We start from the raw sequence: 17155 nt of genomic DNA on the forward strand, positions 1-17155 counted from the left end.
AAAAGAGAAGCTCCCCGGTGCTGGGAAGCTTCTTCAATAACACTACTACACTTAAAAATTAATGCACTGCCGAAGTGTCTACTTTCGTTTTGCCGCTTTTTGTCCAAAGCACAAACGGAACGCAGATCAGGAACAAAATGCCCAGGTAAAGGAATACATCCATATAAGACATCACCTGCGCCTGTTTTGAAACCGTAAAGTCAAGGATCTTGTACCCGCTTTTCAAAGCAACATCCGACGAAAGCCCCTTTGCCATAAATGAATGCTGCAAACCTTCAACCCGCTGCTGAACAATCGGATTGTTAACATCGAGCTTACTTACCAGATCATTCCGGTGGAACATATTCTGGCGGGCTATGAATGTGGTAATCACCGCAACTCCAAAAGAACCGCCCAGCTGCCGCATCATCCCCGTAAATGCCGCTCCCTCACCAATTTCCCGGCCTTTCAGGGTAGAAAGTGCCAGCGTTGTGATCGGTACAAATAACAGCCCCAACCCTATTCCACGCACGATTAGCATATTAAAAAACGCGTCGCTGCCGGTATCCGGCGTCAGTACCAGGTAGCCCCAATAGCTGTAAATGAAGAAAAACACCATTCCGATCGCCACCAGATATTGCTGTTTCACGCCCCGCTGCAAAAGCTGCCCCACAATAGGCATCATCATCGCGGTTACGATAGCGGCGGGTACCATCAGCATTCCTGACTGTGTGGCTGTCCAGCCTAACGTGGCCTGGGTGTAAAGCGGAATGATAAATGTAGAGCCGTACAAGCCAAAGCCAAGAATGAAAGAAAGTATGGTACCAACCCGGAGATTTCCATTTTTCAAAACTCGCAGGTTCACGATCGGATTCTTGTAAGTAAGCTCCCGCCAGATAAAAAAGAAGAATGAGAAAACCGTGGTTATCGAAAGAATAGTAATGATCTCGTCATTGAACCAATCCTCTTCCTGCCCTTTTTCCAAAACATACTGCAAAGATCCCACTGCCGCTGCCAGGAAAATGATCCCCCACCAGTCGATTTCGCTGCTGCTCTTTTTCTCCGAATATTTCGGGCTTCTTACGAATTGCAGCGTAAGCATTGCCGCGATAATACCGAGCGGAATATTAATGTAAAATATATAAGGCCAGCTGTAATTATCGACGATATAGCCACCCAGCGGCGGACCCAATGTAGGCCCGACAATCACACCCAATCCATAAATAGCTTGTGCAATCCCACGTTTTTCAGGAGGATAACTTTCGGTGATCAGCGTTTGCGCGGTTACCAGTAAAGCGCCGCCGCCAAAGCCCTGGATCAGTCTGAAAAAGACCAGTTCCCAGATATTATTTGCATTACCGCAAAGAAATGAAGCGACGGTAAATATGATAATCGAAGCCGCAAAATAATTTCTCCGTCCAAATTGCTGGGAAAGCCAGCTCGTCATCGGCACAATGATCACATTACCGATCGCATAAGCCGTAATTACCCAGCTTACTTCCGATAATGTACCGCCCAGGTTACCTCTCATATCGTTGAGGGCAACATTGACGATCGTTGTATCCACAATTTCCAGCAGCGCGCAAAGCACGGCGGTAATCGTAATAATGATCCTTCTATACCCGTATTCTACGAGCGATTCCTGTAATTCCATCCTGATTTATTTCAAGATTACTAATTCGATATCCTAGTTCAGCTCCACGTCCACCTGCACGTTCATGCCCGGACGCAACCGTGCGATAAACGCGTCATCCGCTTTTGTAAATTCAATCCTAACAGGCAGACGCTGAACTACTTTCACGAAGTTACCACTTGCATTATCCGGAGGAAGCAGGGCGAAACGTGCGCCGGTTGCCGGTGAAAATGACGCGACTTTTGCTTCAAATTCGTGGTCAGGATACGCGTCCACATGTATTTTCACATGCTGGCCCAGCTTCATTCTGGTAAGCTGCGTTTCCTTGAAATTCGCTACGATCCAGGGTTCAGTGGTTGATATAATGCTGAAAAGCGACTGTCCCGCTTGTAAAAACTGTCCAAGCTGCGCATTCACTTTTGAAACGCGACCGTCGGTTGGTGCTGTGATCACGGTGTATGAAAGATTCAGTTCCGCATTCGCGATCTCCGCCGCACGGGCTTTGATATTTGCATTCGCCACGGCAGTTTGACGTGAAGTCGCGCTGGTCTGCTTTCCGGCTGCTTTCGCCTGACGCTCAGCTGCATTTTTTTGAGCTACCAAAACCGCCAGCTGACGTTCGGCTCTCTGTTTCGTAGCCGAAGCCTGCTCAAATTCTTGCTGCGTGATCGAATGGTCTTTGATCAGGTTCTCATATCTCGCAAAATCCTGGTTCGCCCGCCACACATTGACTTTTGCTTCCTCGATCTGTGCTTCCACAATCGACACGTTCGCTTCATAAGTGATGCCGCTCGCCTGCGATGCACTAGTTGTCGCATTCGCTACCACCAAACTTCCCTCCGACCCTGCCAGCGCAGCTTTCGCCTGTTCGAGCCTGATCAGCTGATCGCGGTTATCAAGTACAATAAGGGTATCCCCTTTCTTAACTTCCTGATTGTCTTTTACTTTGATCTCAGTGACATAACCCGAAATTCTTGGAATAACTGGACTGATATTCGCATCAACCTGCGCATCGTCTGTTTCTTCGTGGTGCAATCCGTGGTTATACTTCGTAAATCCCCAGGTCCCGCCAGCAATAATAAGCACAGCCAGGATAATGATGAACCGGTTATTTTTCTTCTTCGGTGTGGTTTCCATTTTACAATGAGTAAATGATTGAATGATTGATTTTTTTTGGGAGGAAGGAGGAAAGGGAGGAAGGAGGAAGGAATAAAAAATATTATAGTCATTGCGAAACTCCATCCTCCCTTTCCTCCATCCTCCCTTTCCTCCCTTCCTCCCTTCCTCCCCCTACTGAATTACCCCCGCAGTTTGTTCCAACCGCTTGAAAGCGACGATGGCATCTGCCTTGGCGGCTTCGTAGTTGATTTTTGATTGTACCTGGGCTACGTCAGCGTCGAGGAGTTCGGTGGTGGTTACCAGGCTGTTATCGTATTTATTTTTGGTAATTCGGTAATTTTCGTTCGCTTGCTCCACTGCCTTCGCATACACATCTATTTTCCTTTTACTCAAAACATAGTTGTAAAAGGCAGTATTGACTTCAAGATGCAACTTGTCCAGCAAGATATCTTCATCGGTTTTTAGCTGATAAGCGTGGGTCCGTGCCTGAGCGATTTTTGAACCGGACTTCCAGAGCGACGCCACATCGTACCTGATCCCGACGCCCGCATTCACTGCATTCGGGATAACCGCAACTCCGGGAATGTTCAGCGCGACATAGCCGGCCGTCAATGCCACACTTGGATAGAAATCCGCCTTGGCGCCCTTAATATCGATATTCGCTGCCTTTTGGCGGATCCCATTTGCTGCAATATCCTTTCTGTGCGTCAATGCAGTTTGTTCCCAGTCACCCACATTTCCTTCTTCTTTAAAAGTCAGAAAACTCGCAGAATCTGCCATCAAAGGCGTATTTTCGGGCAGTCCCAAAAGCAGGTCCATATTGATCGTGGTCACTTTCAGGTCATTTTCTGCGTCAAGTAATGTAAGCTCCACGTTAGATTCCTGCAACTTGGCTTTCATCAGATCGTTTCTCGCGAGCATCCCATTTTTTTCACGATTGGTAAATTCTTCCACCCGCTGGCGCTCACGCAATAGGTTTTCAGCAACCAGATCGACCGATTTGTTAGCTTTGTAAAGGTTACTGTAAGCTGCAATTGTATTCTGGATCACCGCGTCGCGATCACTTTCAGCATCTAGTTTCGCAGCTTCTTCAAGGTAGTGTGCTGATTGCAGTCCGTATTTGAACCGGAAACCAGAAAATATCGGCAGAGACGCACTCGCCATTCCGTACATGACCTGGTGCACTTCCGGAGTCGCCGAGCCCGAGGCAGTACTGTCGCTCGTGCTTGGTTTTACCTTCAAATTGATATTCGGTGTGTTGACCCGCAGGTAGGAACCCGAAATGCTCAGACTAGGCAGCTGATTTTCCTTGATCTGCCTGATACTCAATCCGGCCAGGTCTACATTGGTCTGGCTCAATTTCAGCTGTTTGCTGTTTTTCAGGCTCATTTCAATGGCCTCTTCCAGGGTAATCGTGCGTGCGGCCTGGGCGAATGCGTGGGAATTTGCTGCGATCCAGATCGCTCCGGCTGCCACCCAAACCATTCTCCTAATTTTGAATGTGGTGTTCATTGGTTACTGTCGATTTAAATAAGCTTTTAAGATGCTGGCTCAGACTGCGTTTCAAGTGTATTTGAAACTCCTCTTTGCCCATCGATTCCAGGTTGTTGATTTTCTTGTAAAAGTCCTGTGTAGCAATCGCGTAGTTGACGGTGCCGTAAAGTGTAGTGCTCATCAGGCTCATATCAATGCCTTCACGGAAAACCCCGGCCGCCTGTCCCTCCTGGATCAGACGCTGCATGAGTTCGATGTTCCTCATTTTCAGTCCCATAATGTGTTGAGATATTGTTTCGTTACGGTCCGAAGAAAGCGTTTCGCGCAGCATGATATTGTGAAAGCTCTGGTTACCCATTAACCTATCTATAACACTGTCTATCAGCATATTGATCTTTTGCATAGGACTTAACTCGTCGTTTGTGACCAGCGTTTCCAACCGCGATCTGGACTCGGTCATTCTGAACTGAAACAAAGCCTCGATCAGCTTTTCCTTCGACCCGAAATAGTAAGAGATCATCGACACATTCACGTCCGCCTCCTGCGCAATGTCGCGCACCGAAGTACCGGCGAAGCCTTTTTGAGCGAAAAGCCGCTCCGCCACTTCTATTATCTGTATTTGCTTTGAGTTATATTCCATATAATGTGCTCATCATCAGCTGCTAACATCTTCATATTGCTGATTGCAAAACAAAGGTAACTGACTGAAAAACAAAATTCAAACGATCGTTTGAATTTATCAAACAAACGTTTGAATTATGGTATCAATTATTAATTTAATACCATTAAAATTTTTTAATATTTAGATTAAAACGGAAGCAACGTTATCGCTGCGGATATTGTCATATCTTGGACACATAAATATTCCACCCATTCCTTTTCGTTCGTCAATCCGCTTATGAATGCAATTTCTACCGGCAGGTCGTTGCTGATCTTTCTATTCTTTTTCATTTTTAAAATAGCAGCCGCGCAGCAGAATCTGCCGGTTTGCGCCACAAATGATTCACTGTCAGATGCCAGATTAGCCAAATACGCGCAACTCAGTGACCTCACCCGCGCGCGAACCTCGGCCGGCGAAAGACTGGAATACCGCCTTGGTATCGACATCAATTATGACACTTACGTCGCATATAATGGCGACAAGGACAAACTCACAAAAGAGGCTTACCGCTTTATACAGGCAGCATCGGACATTTTCGAGCGCGAGATTAATGTAAAGCTCACCATCAGCTACATCCAGATCTGGGATCAGCCCGAACCTTACGTTTTCACAAACGACTTCGAATATTTCACACACGTCCTGAACTACTGGACGTTGAACCGTTTTGAAGAACGCGACGCGGTAGTCGGGTTTTCCGTTCGCAACGGCTGGTTTTACGGAGGCTACCGCATGTGTACATCCAACTTCCCAGTGCCCGGTAATTCTTATATTGATGTAGACCTGCTTTGCCATGAATTGGGACACACCTTAGGCTCACCACATACCCATAGCTGCTCCTGGCCCGGCGGCCCGATTGACCGCTGCACCAATGTGGAAGGCGCAACAAGTGAATGCGAGGACGGTTACCAAGAATATGTGAATGGTTCGATTATGTCCTATTGCCGCAGCGTGCTTAGCTTTCACCCGCTTTGCCGGAACCTGATGCGCGACTATGCGGAAGGTAAGATAGAACCGACTTTCAAGCTCGGTGCATTCACCGAGCAGCCCAGTGAGCCTGCCGCGCTTTCACTCCGCGATCCAAATCCCGACGCGACCATTTCCACCCCATCTTTCGACTGGAAAGCAGCCTTTCGCGCAGATAGGTACCGGTTCCAGATCGCAAAGGATCAGGCATTTACACAAATCGTGGAGGATACACTGATCAGACAATCTTATTTCCAATCGCGCGGGCAAAGTGAGGGTAGTTATTTTTCCCGGTACCGGGCAGAAAATGATATTAAAGCAGAAGAATGGTCGCAATCTGTCCGCTTTACGATCGCACCTTTCTCAACCAGCACCGCGCCTCCTCTGCTTTTTGATGCCAGAATAATCAGTGCGAGGAATCTGACCGGCTATTTTTATGCATTTGCGGGTATCAGTCACTATGAGGTGGAGATTACCGACGTGAATGCGCGGGAAAGTTTTACGCGGTCGTTTGAAACCCTTGCCGGGGCGCAGCAGTCTTTTTCAATTTTACACCCTTATGAATGGTATAAGCAGTTTATAGTTCGTTTGCGCGTTCAGAAAAATAATGTCTGGGGCGAATGGTCTGCTGTTTATCCCCTTTCCCAATCCTGGACGAATACTTTCGGCTCGGCCAATCAGGTTACAAAAACATCGAGCACCCCTATCCTGACAACAACGCTGTCAAAAGGCACATTTCACCCTGGCCCTATTACAGGTTACCTCGAAGTGGCGACTGACAACAAGTTCAGTAACATTGTGCATCGCGATTCCATGGCATCCAATGCGATTAACAGCTGGAATTCCACCAAAATGCTCTACCGCCCCGATTTGCAGGAAAATTCATCCTATCATGTTCGTTCCAGAATCAAATGGGCGCCTAAATCTTATTCAGAATGGGAGAACTTACAGCTCAGCACGGGATTCAAGGATCAGCGGTTTCGGTACCTGGGCGTTGTTTCGCCCAACTTGCAGGAACCAGGATACACGGCGATGTTTAGAAACCGGTTTGTAAAGGGAGTTGACAAAATGTACGTTCACTCTATCACCGCCGGCTACTATGAAAGCGGAGATCTGGACCAATGGGATACCTACATTTCCTCAACCACAAATGGCAAGTCGCCCAATAATCTCCAATTCTTCGGGATTAACCGAAATGGAACGATTTATATGATGGACCTGGCCAATAATATGGTAGTAAAAACAGGCAATAGCTACGAAAGATATTTGCAACCAGAGAAATTTTACTCCAATGGTTTATGCCCGCTCGCAGTCACTGAGAACAGCGGGGTTTTCTTTGTGACCGGTGACAGGGGTATAGGTCGTTTCCAGGAAGGAAACTGGTATTTCTACGGCCAGGAAACATTTGGTACCACCCGGCTGATGACGGTGACAAGTGACCCCGATGATCATATCTGGGCTGTAACCGATCAGGGAAACGTTTGGAAATTCTATAATAACAACTGGTCGCAGCATTCATTTATACCGGAAGGCTACCGCGTTACAGGGTTGGCTTTTGATCAGAATAAGCTGCCCACCGCCTATGGTGAATTCGGTATCAGGCAACTCAACTCTGCTAATAATAGCTGGGAAATGATCGAGGCAATAGCCCCGCAATCTATTAGAAAGGTTGTTTTCGATAAAAATAACCGGCTTTGGGCTGCGTCATTCAATTTTTGGGACGACACCAACATTCAGCAAAGCCTGATCAGTTACAAAGACGGAATCGCAAATGTGTACACGGACGGTCTGGATATGCTCAGGGAGAACTTTGACATCGAGTACTTTAACGAAAAACTGCTGATTCTCACAGGTGGGGCCGAGCTGCATACTTTTGACGAAAATAAAATCCAGCGGTTCGAACCCAAAGCGGGCTATTGCACGGGCGAAAACGTAGCACTTACGATCACTTCCAACTCGACTTTTTCCAAAAACAAATCAGCTACCGTTGAAATCAGGAATATGGAGAAAGGAAATATCACGAGCATTCCTGTTCAGGTCGAAAACGGGCTGATCAGCTTTCAGCTGCCTGAAACGATTGCAAAAGGGACTTACGCGCTCAAAACGATATTTACGTATCCAGCCCTGGAAAGTAACGAAAGCGGCAGTTTCCAGATCCAGCCGCCTGAGATAGTAAATGTAAAAGTGGAGAAAAACGGGTTATTTAAAACGGCATTGAAAGTCGCAGAAGCTCCGGACCAGAGTTATCAGTGGCAACTCAACGGAACCGATATTCCCGGTGCGACCAGCCCGGTATGGATGGCTTCGCAGAGCGGCGAGTACCGTGTCATCATTTCAAACGACGGAGGCTGTGCATTGCGATCTGAGATGATTCCTGTGACGATTGATCAGCCGAACGAGGTTACCCTATTGCAAAATAACCCAAACCCGGCCGGCTCTTCCACAGATATTTCCTTTTATCTGCCTACTCAGACAGAAGTAGCGCTTGAATTATTCAACCTGCGCGGACAGAAAATTATGCAACTTCAAAAAGGCGATCTGGCACCCGGCTGGCACTTCTCGAACGTGAATGCAGCCAACCTGCCAAGCGGCATTTATGTGTACAGACTGAAAGCAGGAAATACAGAGAAAGCATTGAAAATGATCAAATAATGCTCATTTCACGCGGTTGGGGTTTTCGGTAACGAATGCGCCCCAACCGCCTTTTTTCGACTTTTTAGCAGAGCCGGTCGCGCTCGCGGCTGGTGAATTGGCGTGGTACTGGTGACATATCGCGATCGCAATTCCGTCGGTAGCATCCATAAACTCCCTGTTCAGCTCCATTTTTAATATTTTTTCCAACATATAAGCGACCTGCTCCTTGGAAGCATTTCCGCTCCCTGTCACCGATTGCTTCACTTTCTTGGGCGAATACTCCACGATGGGGATATTCCGGGCCAATGCAGCCGCCATTGCCACGCCTTGTGCACGTCCCAGTTTTAGCATCGACTGCGCATTTTTTCCATAAAAAGGATCCTCGATCGCCATTTCGTCAGGCAGGTAATCTTCGATCAGCTGGGTAATGCGCTCAAAGATTTTCTTCAACTTCAATTCGTGGGTAGTATATTTGCTCAAATGAATTACCCCATATTGAACGAGAGAAATTTGCTGATTTTTCACCGATATCACACCATATCCCATCACCTGCGTACCGGGATCCACACCAATAATAATCTTCTCGGAAACTTCGGTCTGCTGCAAATTCATCATGGTGCAAGATAACGAACTCTCCCCTCCAAAAGAAGGAACCAAGCGGTTAAACCTGCTCTGGCTGATCAAGCTGGCGGTAACGCTGCTGATCATCAGTTATATCTATAAAACCTTTCAGAACGAGCAGAAAGGCATTACTGACATCGGCGAAGTGCTTAAAACCGTCCTGCTCCCTGCGCACCTTTCTTTGCTGCTATTCATCCTCCTGCTCGTCCCGGCCAACTGGGCGCTGGAAAGTTTGAAATGGCAGCGACTTGCGCAAAAGGTCCTTCCCATGACATTCAAAGAGGCCTTACGCGGAACACTTACGGGACTGGCAGTGGGCGTGGCCGCTCCTGCACAATTGGGAGATACCATCGGCCGGATCGCCGCATTGAAATCCGACAAAAGGCTTGAAGCGATCGGGGCTGCGCTGGTTTCAAACGGTATCCAGTTCCTCGTTTCAGTAACAGCCGGAGCCACCGGTTGGTTTTTGTTAAAAGAAAAACTGACGCTGTCCGACACGGGCAAAACGGCTGTCGATATATTGATTTTCACCATTCTCGGACTTAGTTTTCTGTTACTCGCATTCCGGGCAAAGCTCACCGACTGGCATCCGAATCGGCCGCTATTCAAAAAAATATATTCTTACATTCGAATAATTGGAAGCTATTCGGCGGCGGAACTTGGTGCCGCAACATGCTTTGGAGCACTCAGGTATCTCATTTTCCTGAGTCAGTTCGTATTAACGTTGTCTCTTTTCGACCTGCCCGTTGCACCGCTGCACCTTGCTGCCTGCGTTTCTCTGATATTTCTTGCCAAAACCCTTATCCCTGCGATTAATGTGCTGGGCGATCTCGGGTTAAGGGAATTTACTGCGCTCATCGTATTCGCATCCTATCAAGTGCCGCCGGAAAAGATTATCGCGGCGACATTTCTGGTATGGATAGTTAATGTGCTCGGCCCGATCCTGGTCGGCATTTACCTGATCTGGGAGAGCAAATGGAAACAAATCAAGTGACAATGCATTCATGATCGAACAATATCTGCTTTCCTGGCTGGTTCCTACACTTTGGCTGTTAGCAGCGAGCTATGCCGTTTTCACACTGCTTTTGCTTTTCTTTTGGTCTAAAATAAAAACCCCGGCACATGTACCTGGCGAGAATAATGCTACTATTTCGGTAGTGATTCCAGTGAGAAATGAGGCCGCCAATATCCTACTTCTCCTGCAAGATCTGGTTTCGCAGACTTTCCCGCACGAAAGGTTTCAGGTTTTAGTCATGAATGATAACTCGACCGACGAAACAGCGGCGCTGGTGGAAGAATTTGCAAGAAAAAACCGGCTTGATATTCAACTGATCAATCTACCCGATACGCCCACTACCTCCCCGAAAAAACGTGCGATCGAAACCGCTATCTCCAACGCAACCGGCTCACTGATAGTCACTACCGACGGAGATTGCCGCGTTGGGCCGGATTGGTTGAATGCAATTTCAACCTGCCACGCGTCTACCAATGCAAAATTGGTCAGCTCTCCCGTCACCTTTGCCCCAGCCAATAGTCTGACCGATCATTTGCAGGTCGTGGAATTTTCAAGTCTGATCGGTAGCGGCGCGAGTGCAATAGAAGCTGGCTTCCCCTCTCTCTGCAACGGGGCAAATCTGGCTTACGAAAAACAGGCTTTTATAGATGTAGGCGGATATGACGGGGTGAGGCACATTGCTTCCGGCGACGATGAGTTCTTAATGCACAAGATCGCAGCCAGATTTCCCGGCTCGGTTCATTTCCTGAAAGATCAGCGCGCCATAGTGAATACGCAGCCGCATTACCGCTGGAAAGATTTCTTTCGCCAGCGCAAACGCTGGGCGAGTAAATGGAAGCACTACCAAACCGCCACGCCGCTCGTCCTCGCGCTCTACGTATTTTCCTGCAACCTGTCTGTGATCTTAGCCGGCATTTTGTGGGCATTTGGTATGCTCGAAACGACTTCTCTTTTGGGAATACTTGCCCTTAAAAATATTCCGGAATGGCTGTTTCTAGGCAGTATACTAACTTTTTTGGGCAAATCGAGATCAATTGTTTTCATTCCAATTACCCAAATCATTTACCCATTCTACGTCTGCTTTTTCGGCTTAGCTGCACAAAAACCTACTTATAACTGGAAAGGCCGAAAGTTGGTTTGAATGGGACAGCCCCACAAAAAAAACTGCCCGCAGACTGCGAGCAGTTTTTAAGAAGTTCACATAACGCTTAAGACTTAACTATTTCTTTAAAAGCTTTGAGGTGTACTTGCCTTCTGCATTGACCACATTTACAATATAGAGTCCCTGCGCGAAAGCCTGCACGTTGATTTTCAATTCGGTCTGTCCCTGAATCGGAGTAGCAAAATACATTTGTTTTCCCGATAAGCTTAATATCTCTACCTTTTTTACAGCTGAGAAACTTTTCACATTCACCTCATCCTGAGTTGGGTTAGGATAAAAATCGACAGATAATCTCGCATCGCAGCTCCCTGCATCCACACTTCTGATCGCGCTGTATTCAAACGATTCGTCGGTGTCTACCTGCTGCAAACGGTAGTAGTAATGTTTTGCAGGAGCAGTTTCAGCGGAGAATGGCGAATCAGAGAAACGATATTCTTTTTGAGCAGGATTGTAATCAATGCGGGCCAGTGGCGCAAAGTCCCTTGCATCTGTCGAGCGCTGAACTACAAAGTGTGAGAAATCAGACGCTTCTGTCACAACCCATTTCAATTCTGCATCGCAATTTTTATTTTCCGCTGTGAAGCTTGCAAGTGTTACAGGCAACGTAGTCGGAGGAGGGCTGGTGTAGCATGTTCCGATTGAAGCCGGGTATTTCACTTCGATAATTTTCCATGGGTCAACCGTTACACGTATCGTCGCGCCATCCTGGCGAAGTGAAGACCAGCGATCTTCTACTTCCTCCCATTTGTTTCCATTTTTCTCAAATCCAGGCCACGCAACGCCGTTTCCTTCCAGATCAATAGATGCACCCGGGAATAGAACGCTTCCTGTTAAAGGTAGATCTGAGTCTTCATGAACAATCTTTCCGTCTGCGTTGATCCATTCGATTTTCGCAAACTTACCCGTCGCGTCGAAATTAGAAGGGGTAATCGTGTAATCCAGATACGGTGCATTTTTCTCGCATTTCGAGTGGACCTTCACTGAGATTGTCTTTTCAGCCGGCTCTGGAACAGAAGGAAGGAATGGCCAAAAGTGGATCTCGTCGCCATTGTGAGCGAATTTCTTTGCAATGATCTGGCCATTGATATTGCCATTGTTTTGTTTCACAAGTTCCGCCTGCGGAGTGAAAAGCGTACCATGAATTACACTTCCTGTAACAGTCACACTTTTCGTTGCATCCGGAAAGTTGTAGATCACATAACTGCCCTGTGGGTCTGACAAGCCACCTACGTTTGGAAATTTAATGCTGCTATTACCTCCTCTCGATGCACAGAAAGTTGGGAAATCGACGATATTGATAATTAAACCAAATCCTCCGCCACCTGCTGCATATTGTTCTTCGGTAGTTCCAAGCTGCGGCCCGGAAGGAATATTCTCGAAATTGATATTATTGATGCTATTCCAAACTTCCGCTGAAACTGTCAATACATTGATTGCATTCGGGTTGACACGGATCTTAGGGTTCTGATCGAATTTGCTCGGGTTGTTGTAAGGTCCCATTTCAGCTCCTTCGATGATCCCGCCATTCTGGTTACGGATCGGCAGGTTGTCTTCCAGGTCTTTCAAATGACCCGATCTTTTAATAAGTGTTGTAAAGGCGCCATCGATATCGATCTGATTTTCACCGTTTCCAAATACGTTTTCGAAAATCGGATTGTAAGATTCACCTACTTTCTGACCAGCTTTAAAATCATTGACGCTTGCATTCAGCTGAATATTCGGCTGACTGTCCCAATCACCATTGATATCGGTGATGCGGATGGTGGATTCGGCATTGTTTCTGTCTTTGTACCAGATTTTAAGATTGTTCAGATCGGATGCATTGGGTGTCCCGTTTCCGATCTTTAAGTAATTCTGGCCGTTGATCTGCAAGGTACCGCTGTTGAGCCTTACACCGCCGCGAACTGCAAGACCGATGGAAACGCCATCTACGAAAAATGCACCGTGTCTTTTATCGAAGCTGATCTGATATTGATTGGAAATTAAATTTCCCCCAACTGCGATCGGACCTTCTGTTTCATTTGGCGCAAGTGTTAAATCGCCGTGAATGAATATATTAAATCTGTGAGCGGCGGCGGTTGGACTTTGAGCGCGGACTGGACTAAAATTGATTGCTATTATAGCAAGGAAGCTAATGAGTAAACGTTTGACGGACATTGTTGAGTTGGGTTTTTGATTTCTCAACGAAATTATGCCGACTCAAAAAAACAATAATTCTTTTTGTGACCATCCCGGATAAGTTTGGGGTCACTTCTCCGATTTCGGGGGTTATACAAGATCAAAAATTGTACTATATCTGTAAACTGCGTATATACCTCACTAACTATCTAGCAAAACCATTGTAGGTTCTTTATATTCAATATCGTTATAATTTCTACACTAACATCACAAAATCGCCTTACTAAAATCAAATTTCATTACGAATTAACTCATAAATGATTCTGATTCGCTTTTAATGCGATTTTAATAATAGCATTTTGCCTAGACGAAACGACTTATTGTCCTGCTATTCCGAAAATCAGCATTCTTCGGTCATCCAATTATTTGTATACTCCCCGACCCTTGATTTCCTTGATCTCGTTCTGCATATCCTGCAACATCCGCATCAATTGCTGCATGTCCGACTGCGGCTCGGGAAGCTGCTTGCTGTGGAAACTGTAATATTCCCAAAACTCGATCACATCCGAAATCGGGACGGTGTAGGCGAAATATTGTTTGTTAAAAGATTGTAATAGTACAGTACCATCATTATTAATAGTAACCTGCTTGAAAACAAAGTCCTGATCACCTCTCAGAATAACAATGCAAGGAGTTTCCGGCTTGATCGTAGTCCAGTCCTGGATGTAGCGCGTGATGATATCACTGCCCTCCGGCACCGGCAGCATAGAATCCCCCACTGTCGGGAACATCCTGAAAGTCCCGTTCTTAGGTACAGTAGGCAAGTTGAACCTCGGCAGCGTCGCCAGAAACTCAGGATCTGCGTAACCTGACCGGTAACCCGCTTTGGCATGAACAGGCACATATTCTATATTTTCCTGCTCTTCCTTATCGACTGTAATGGCCAGAACGCGAATCTGATCGCCCTTCATAAATAACTCACTTCCCACTTCCAGGTCCTTGATCTTCTGCCCTGAAAGCTTCGTCAGATCCATTTTAAGGATACTGTCAATGCTCATTCGGAAAAACTCAGAGAAATTGATAAGATCATCGATCGTAGGGTTAGCTGTACGCCCGCTCTCGTGCGCATTCAGCTTTACCCTGCTAATCCCCAACTTTTCCGCAAGAGCCTCCTGGCTTAATTTTTGACGCAGACGCAAGAACTTAATGTTAACCGACCAAAATATTTCCTGAGTTTTCATAAAGAACGATTGATATTTAAGAAATCAAATATAAGATATTTTTAATATCAAAACATAGTTTGTGTATTTTCTTGGGAAATAATTACAAAAAAGTTTTTGTTTAAGTATTTTTGAAAAAAGTTAAACAAAATGTCATCGTATTCTATCAGGGATCTGGAACGTATCAGCAATACCAAGGCACATACCATTCGTATATGGGAGCAGCGGTACGGACTGCTTACGCCCGAACGGACTGATACGAATGTGCGGTTTTACGATGACGAACAGTTGAAGAAGTTGCTGAATGTCTGTACCTTACTGAACCACGGAATGAAGATCTCGCGGATCAGTCAGCTGACAAGGAGGCAGATGACGGAGGAGATAGACAAGATTATTGCCAGCTCTTTGCAAAATGAAGACAATGCCGAAGCGATTGTGAACCGTGCGCTGATTGCGGCCACGACTTTTGACACCCTTTTGTTTGAAGAAGTCTTTACTGATACAATTAAAAAGTTTGGGCTCAGAAAAACGTACGAGAAAGTCATTTATCCCCTGTTGGTCAGGACCGGGCTGATGTGGGTGAAAGATGATCTGCTTCCTTCGCAGGAACACTTTTTATCGAACCTGGTCCGCCAGAAGTTGTTTGCTGCGATTGACGCGCTTCCACTTGCGGAGAATTCCCCGCAGAAATGGCTGCTGTTTTTGAATGAATATGAGGACCACGAGATCGGGCTGCTTTTTGCACATTACCTCATCCGCCAGCGCGGACAACAGGTCGTGTACCTCGGCGCACGCGTCCCGTACCCCGACCTTTCGAACGTTGTGAAGCAATTTCAGCCTACCCATATCTGCTCGTTTTTTGTGTCAAACCAGATTTCTGATCAGCTGGATGAATTGCTTCGAAAGCTGACAACTGACTTTAAACAAACGACGATTTGCATTTCCTGCGGTCAGCCGGATATGCATGAAACGATTTCCAAGTACAAGGTCACACAGATAACATCCATCGACAAATTGATAGAAATGCTGAATTATGCAGAATAACGGTCACATAACGAATGCGAAGGCGCACGAAATTGCCGTGATCGGATCGGGATTTTCTGGCATGGCCGCGGCTGCGGTACTGGCGAAGGCGGGCAACAAAGTGACTGTTTTTGAGAAAAACGATACGGTCGGAGGCCGCGCGCGGTCCTTCTCCGAGCAGGGGTTTGTGTTTGATATGGGACCAAGCTGGTACTGGATGCCTGACGTGTACGAACGCTTTTTTGAGCTCTTCGGCAACTCGGTTTCTGATTTTTACGACCTGAAACAACTCGATCCCGGTTTTGCCGTGATCTTCGGCAACTCAGAGGTCATGGATATCCCCGCCGATTTTAACGAAACGTGCGCGCTTTTTGAAAGTATAGAGCCGGGAAGCGCCGCGAAGCTTCGTAAATTCATTGACGAAGGTGAGTTTAAATATGAGGTAGGTATGCGGGATATGGTGTACAAGCCGGGCCACTCTGTCACAGAATTTTTCAGTTTCGGGCTTTTTCAAAAAGCATTGAAGATCCAGCTGTTCAAATCCTTTTCCGCACACGCCCGACAATATTTCCGCGACCCTCGCCTGCTTGCATTGATCGAATTTCCTGTGCTGTTCCTAGGCGCGATGCCGCGCGATACACCTGCATTATACAGCCTGATGAATTTTGCCGGGTTAAAACAGGGTACCTTCTATCCGATCGGCGGTTTCGGAAAAGTGGCGGAAGCATTTCACCAGATCGCCGAAAGTCAGGGCGTGGCGTTTCGTACCGGCCAGCAGATCGAAAAGCTGGAAGTTTCTAACGGTGCGATCCGCCAGATCCGATCCAACGGGATGCTAAAAAACGTAGATGCAGTAATAGGAAGCGCAGATTACCGGCATATTGAATCATCTTTACTCGACCCCGAATACCAGATGTACAATGAATCGTATTGGGAAAACCGCACATTTGCACCTTCCTCTCTGCTTTTCTATCTCGGCGTAAATCGTAAAATCGACAAGCTGCGGCACCATAATCTGTTTTTCGACGAGGATTTTGAACAGCATGCCATTGAAATATATAAGGATAAGAAATGGCCTTCAAAACCACTTTTTTACGTGTGCTGCCCTTCTAAAACAGATCCTACTGTGGCGCCGGAAGGCTATGAAAACCTGTTTGTACTCATGCCGATCGCAACCGGGCTCGACGATCCCGAATCGATCCGGGAAAGTTACTTTACCTTACTGATGGACAGGCTCGAAAAATTTGCAGGTGTGCCTGTGCGGGAGCATATTATCCTGAAAAAAACGTATTCCGTTTCTGACTTCAAGAACGATTATAATGCATATAAAGGCAATGCATACGGTTTGGCGAACACACTGATGCAGACTGCAATTTTTAAACCCAAAATGAGAAGCACCAAGGTAAGTAACCTGTATTATGCGGGCCAGCTGACTGTACCCGGCCCCGGTGTGCCCCCTTCAATCATCTCCGGCCAGATTGCCGCCCAGGAACTTTTAAAATCCCTAAACTAG

At 46.7% G+C, this 17155-nt stretch carries 12 protein-coding genes; 5 read left to right on the forward strand and 7 right to left on the reverse strand.

The window, feature by feature from the left end; translation table 11 throughout:
* Nucleotides 1-58: 58 nt before the first annotated feature.
* The 4 genes from KOD92_RS01995 to KOD92_RS02010 form a co-directional block, all read right to left on the reverse strand.
* Nucleotides 59-1633, reverse strand: a complete 1575-nt coding sequence (locus KOD92_RS01995) for a DHA2 family efflux MFS transporter permease subunit (RefSeq protein ID WP_215231846.1) — start codon at nucleotides 1631-1633, stop codon at nucleotides 59-61.
* Between the two features lie 33 nt (nucleotides 1634-1666).
* The gene (locus KOD92_RS02000; protein ID WP_215231847.1) at nucleotides 1667-2749 is read right to left on the reverse strand and encodes an HlyD family secretion protein; all 1083 of its coding nucleotides are present in this window, start codon (nucleotides 2747-2749) and stop codon (nucleotides 1667-1669) included.
* 153 nt (nucleotides 2750-2902) lie between these two features.
* Complete coding sequence (locus KOD92_RS02005) at nucleotides 2903-4243, reverse strand: TolC family protein (RefSeq protein WP_229254481.1); 1341 nt, start codon at nucleotides 4241-4243, stop codon at nucleotides 2903-2905.
* Nucleotides 4221-4865, reverse strand: a complete 645-nt coding sequence (locus KOD92_RS02010) for a TetR/AcrR family transcriptional regulator (RefSeq protein WP_215231848.1) — start codon at nucleotides 4863-4865, stop codon at nucleotides 4221-4223. The genes KOD92_RS02005 and KOD92_RS02010 overlap by 23 nt, the downstream gene beginning before the upstream one ends.
* A gap of 258 nt (nucleotides 4866-5123) precedes the next feature.
* On the opposite strand from KOD92_RS02010, the gene KOD92_RS02015 reads away from it, so the two are divergent.
* On the forward strand, nucleotides 5124-8501 hold the full coding sequence (locus tag KOD92_RS02015) for a zinc-dependent metalloprotease (RefSeq protein WP_215231849.1): 3378 nt from the start codon (nucleotides 5124-5126) through the stop codon (nucleotides 8499-8501).
* Between the two features lie 3 nt (nucleotides 8502-8504).
* Here the strand turns inward: KOD92_RS02015 and ruvC are convergent, their stop codons facing one another.
* Nucleotides 8505-9098 (reverse strand): crossover junction endodeoxyribonuclease RuvC, encoded by a 594-nt coding sequence (gene ruvC, locus KOD92_RS02020; RefSeq protein WP_229254483.1) that lies wholly within the window; start codon nucleotides 9096-9098, stop codon nucleotides 8505-8507.
* On the opposite strand from ruvC, the gene KOD92_RS02025 reads away from it, so the two are divergent.
* Nucleotides 9097-10098 carry a lysylphosphatidylglycerol synthase domain-containing protein gene (locus KOD92_RS02025; RefSeq protein WP_215231850.1) on the forward strand — a complete coding sequence of 334 codons (1002 nt, stop codon included), beginning with the start codon at nucleotides 9097-9099 and terminating at the stop codon, nucleotides 10096-10098. The two genes, ruvC and KOD92_RS02025, sit on opposite strands and share 2 nt — an antisense overlap.
* A gap of 10 nt (nucleotides 10099-10108) precedes the next feature.
* Nucleotides 10109-11260: a glycosyltransferase family 2 protein gene (locus KOD92_RS02030; protein WP_215231851.1), complete on the forward strand. Its 1152-nt coding sequence runs from the start codon at nucleotides 10109-10111 to the stop codon at nucleotides 11258-11260.
* 78 nt (nucleotides 11261-11338) lie between these two features.
* On the opposite strand, the gene KOD92_RS02035 is transcribed toward KOD92_RS02030, so the two are convergent.
* Entirely contained in the window at nucleotides 11339-13438 is a 2100-nt protein-coding gene (locus tag KOD92_RS02035; RefSeq protein ID WP_215231852.1) for a choice-of-anchor A family protein, read from the reverse strand.
* Between the two features lie 383 nt (nucleotides 13439-13821).
* A complete protein-coding gene (locus KOD92_RS02040; protein WP_215231853.1) occupies nucleotides 13822-14640 on the reverse strand; it encodes an XRE family transcriptional regulator in 819 nt (272 codons plus the stop codon).
* Nucleotides 14641-14769: 129 nt separating this feature from the next.
* Here KOD92_RS02040 and KOD92_RS02045 point away from each other — a divergent pair, with 129 nt between their 5' ends.
* Complete coding sequence (locus tag KOD92_RS02045) at nucleotides 14770-15663, forward strand: MerR family transcriptional regulator (protein WP_215231854.1); 894 nt, start codon at nucleotides 14770-14772, stop codon at nucleotides 15661-15663.
* Nucleotides 15653-17155: a phytoene desaturase family protein gene (locus KOD92_RS02050; protein WP_215231855.1), complete on the forward strand. Its 1503-nt coding sequence runs from the start codon at nucleotides 15653-15655 to the stop codon at nucleotides 17153-17155. Before KOD92_RS02045 ends, KOD92_RS02050 begins: the two co-directional genes overlap by 11 nt.

Origin of the sequence: Dyadobacter linearis, assembly GCF_907165045.1 — a bacterium.
Classification (GTDB): Bacteria; Bacteroidota; Bacteroidia; order Cytophagales; family Spirosomataceae; genus Dyadobacter; species Dyadobacter linearis.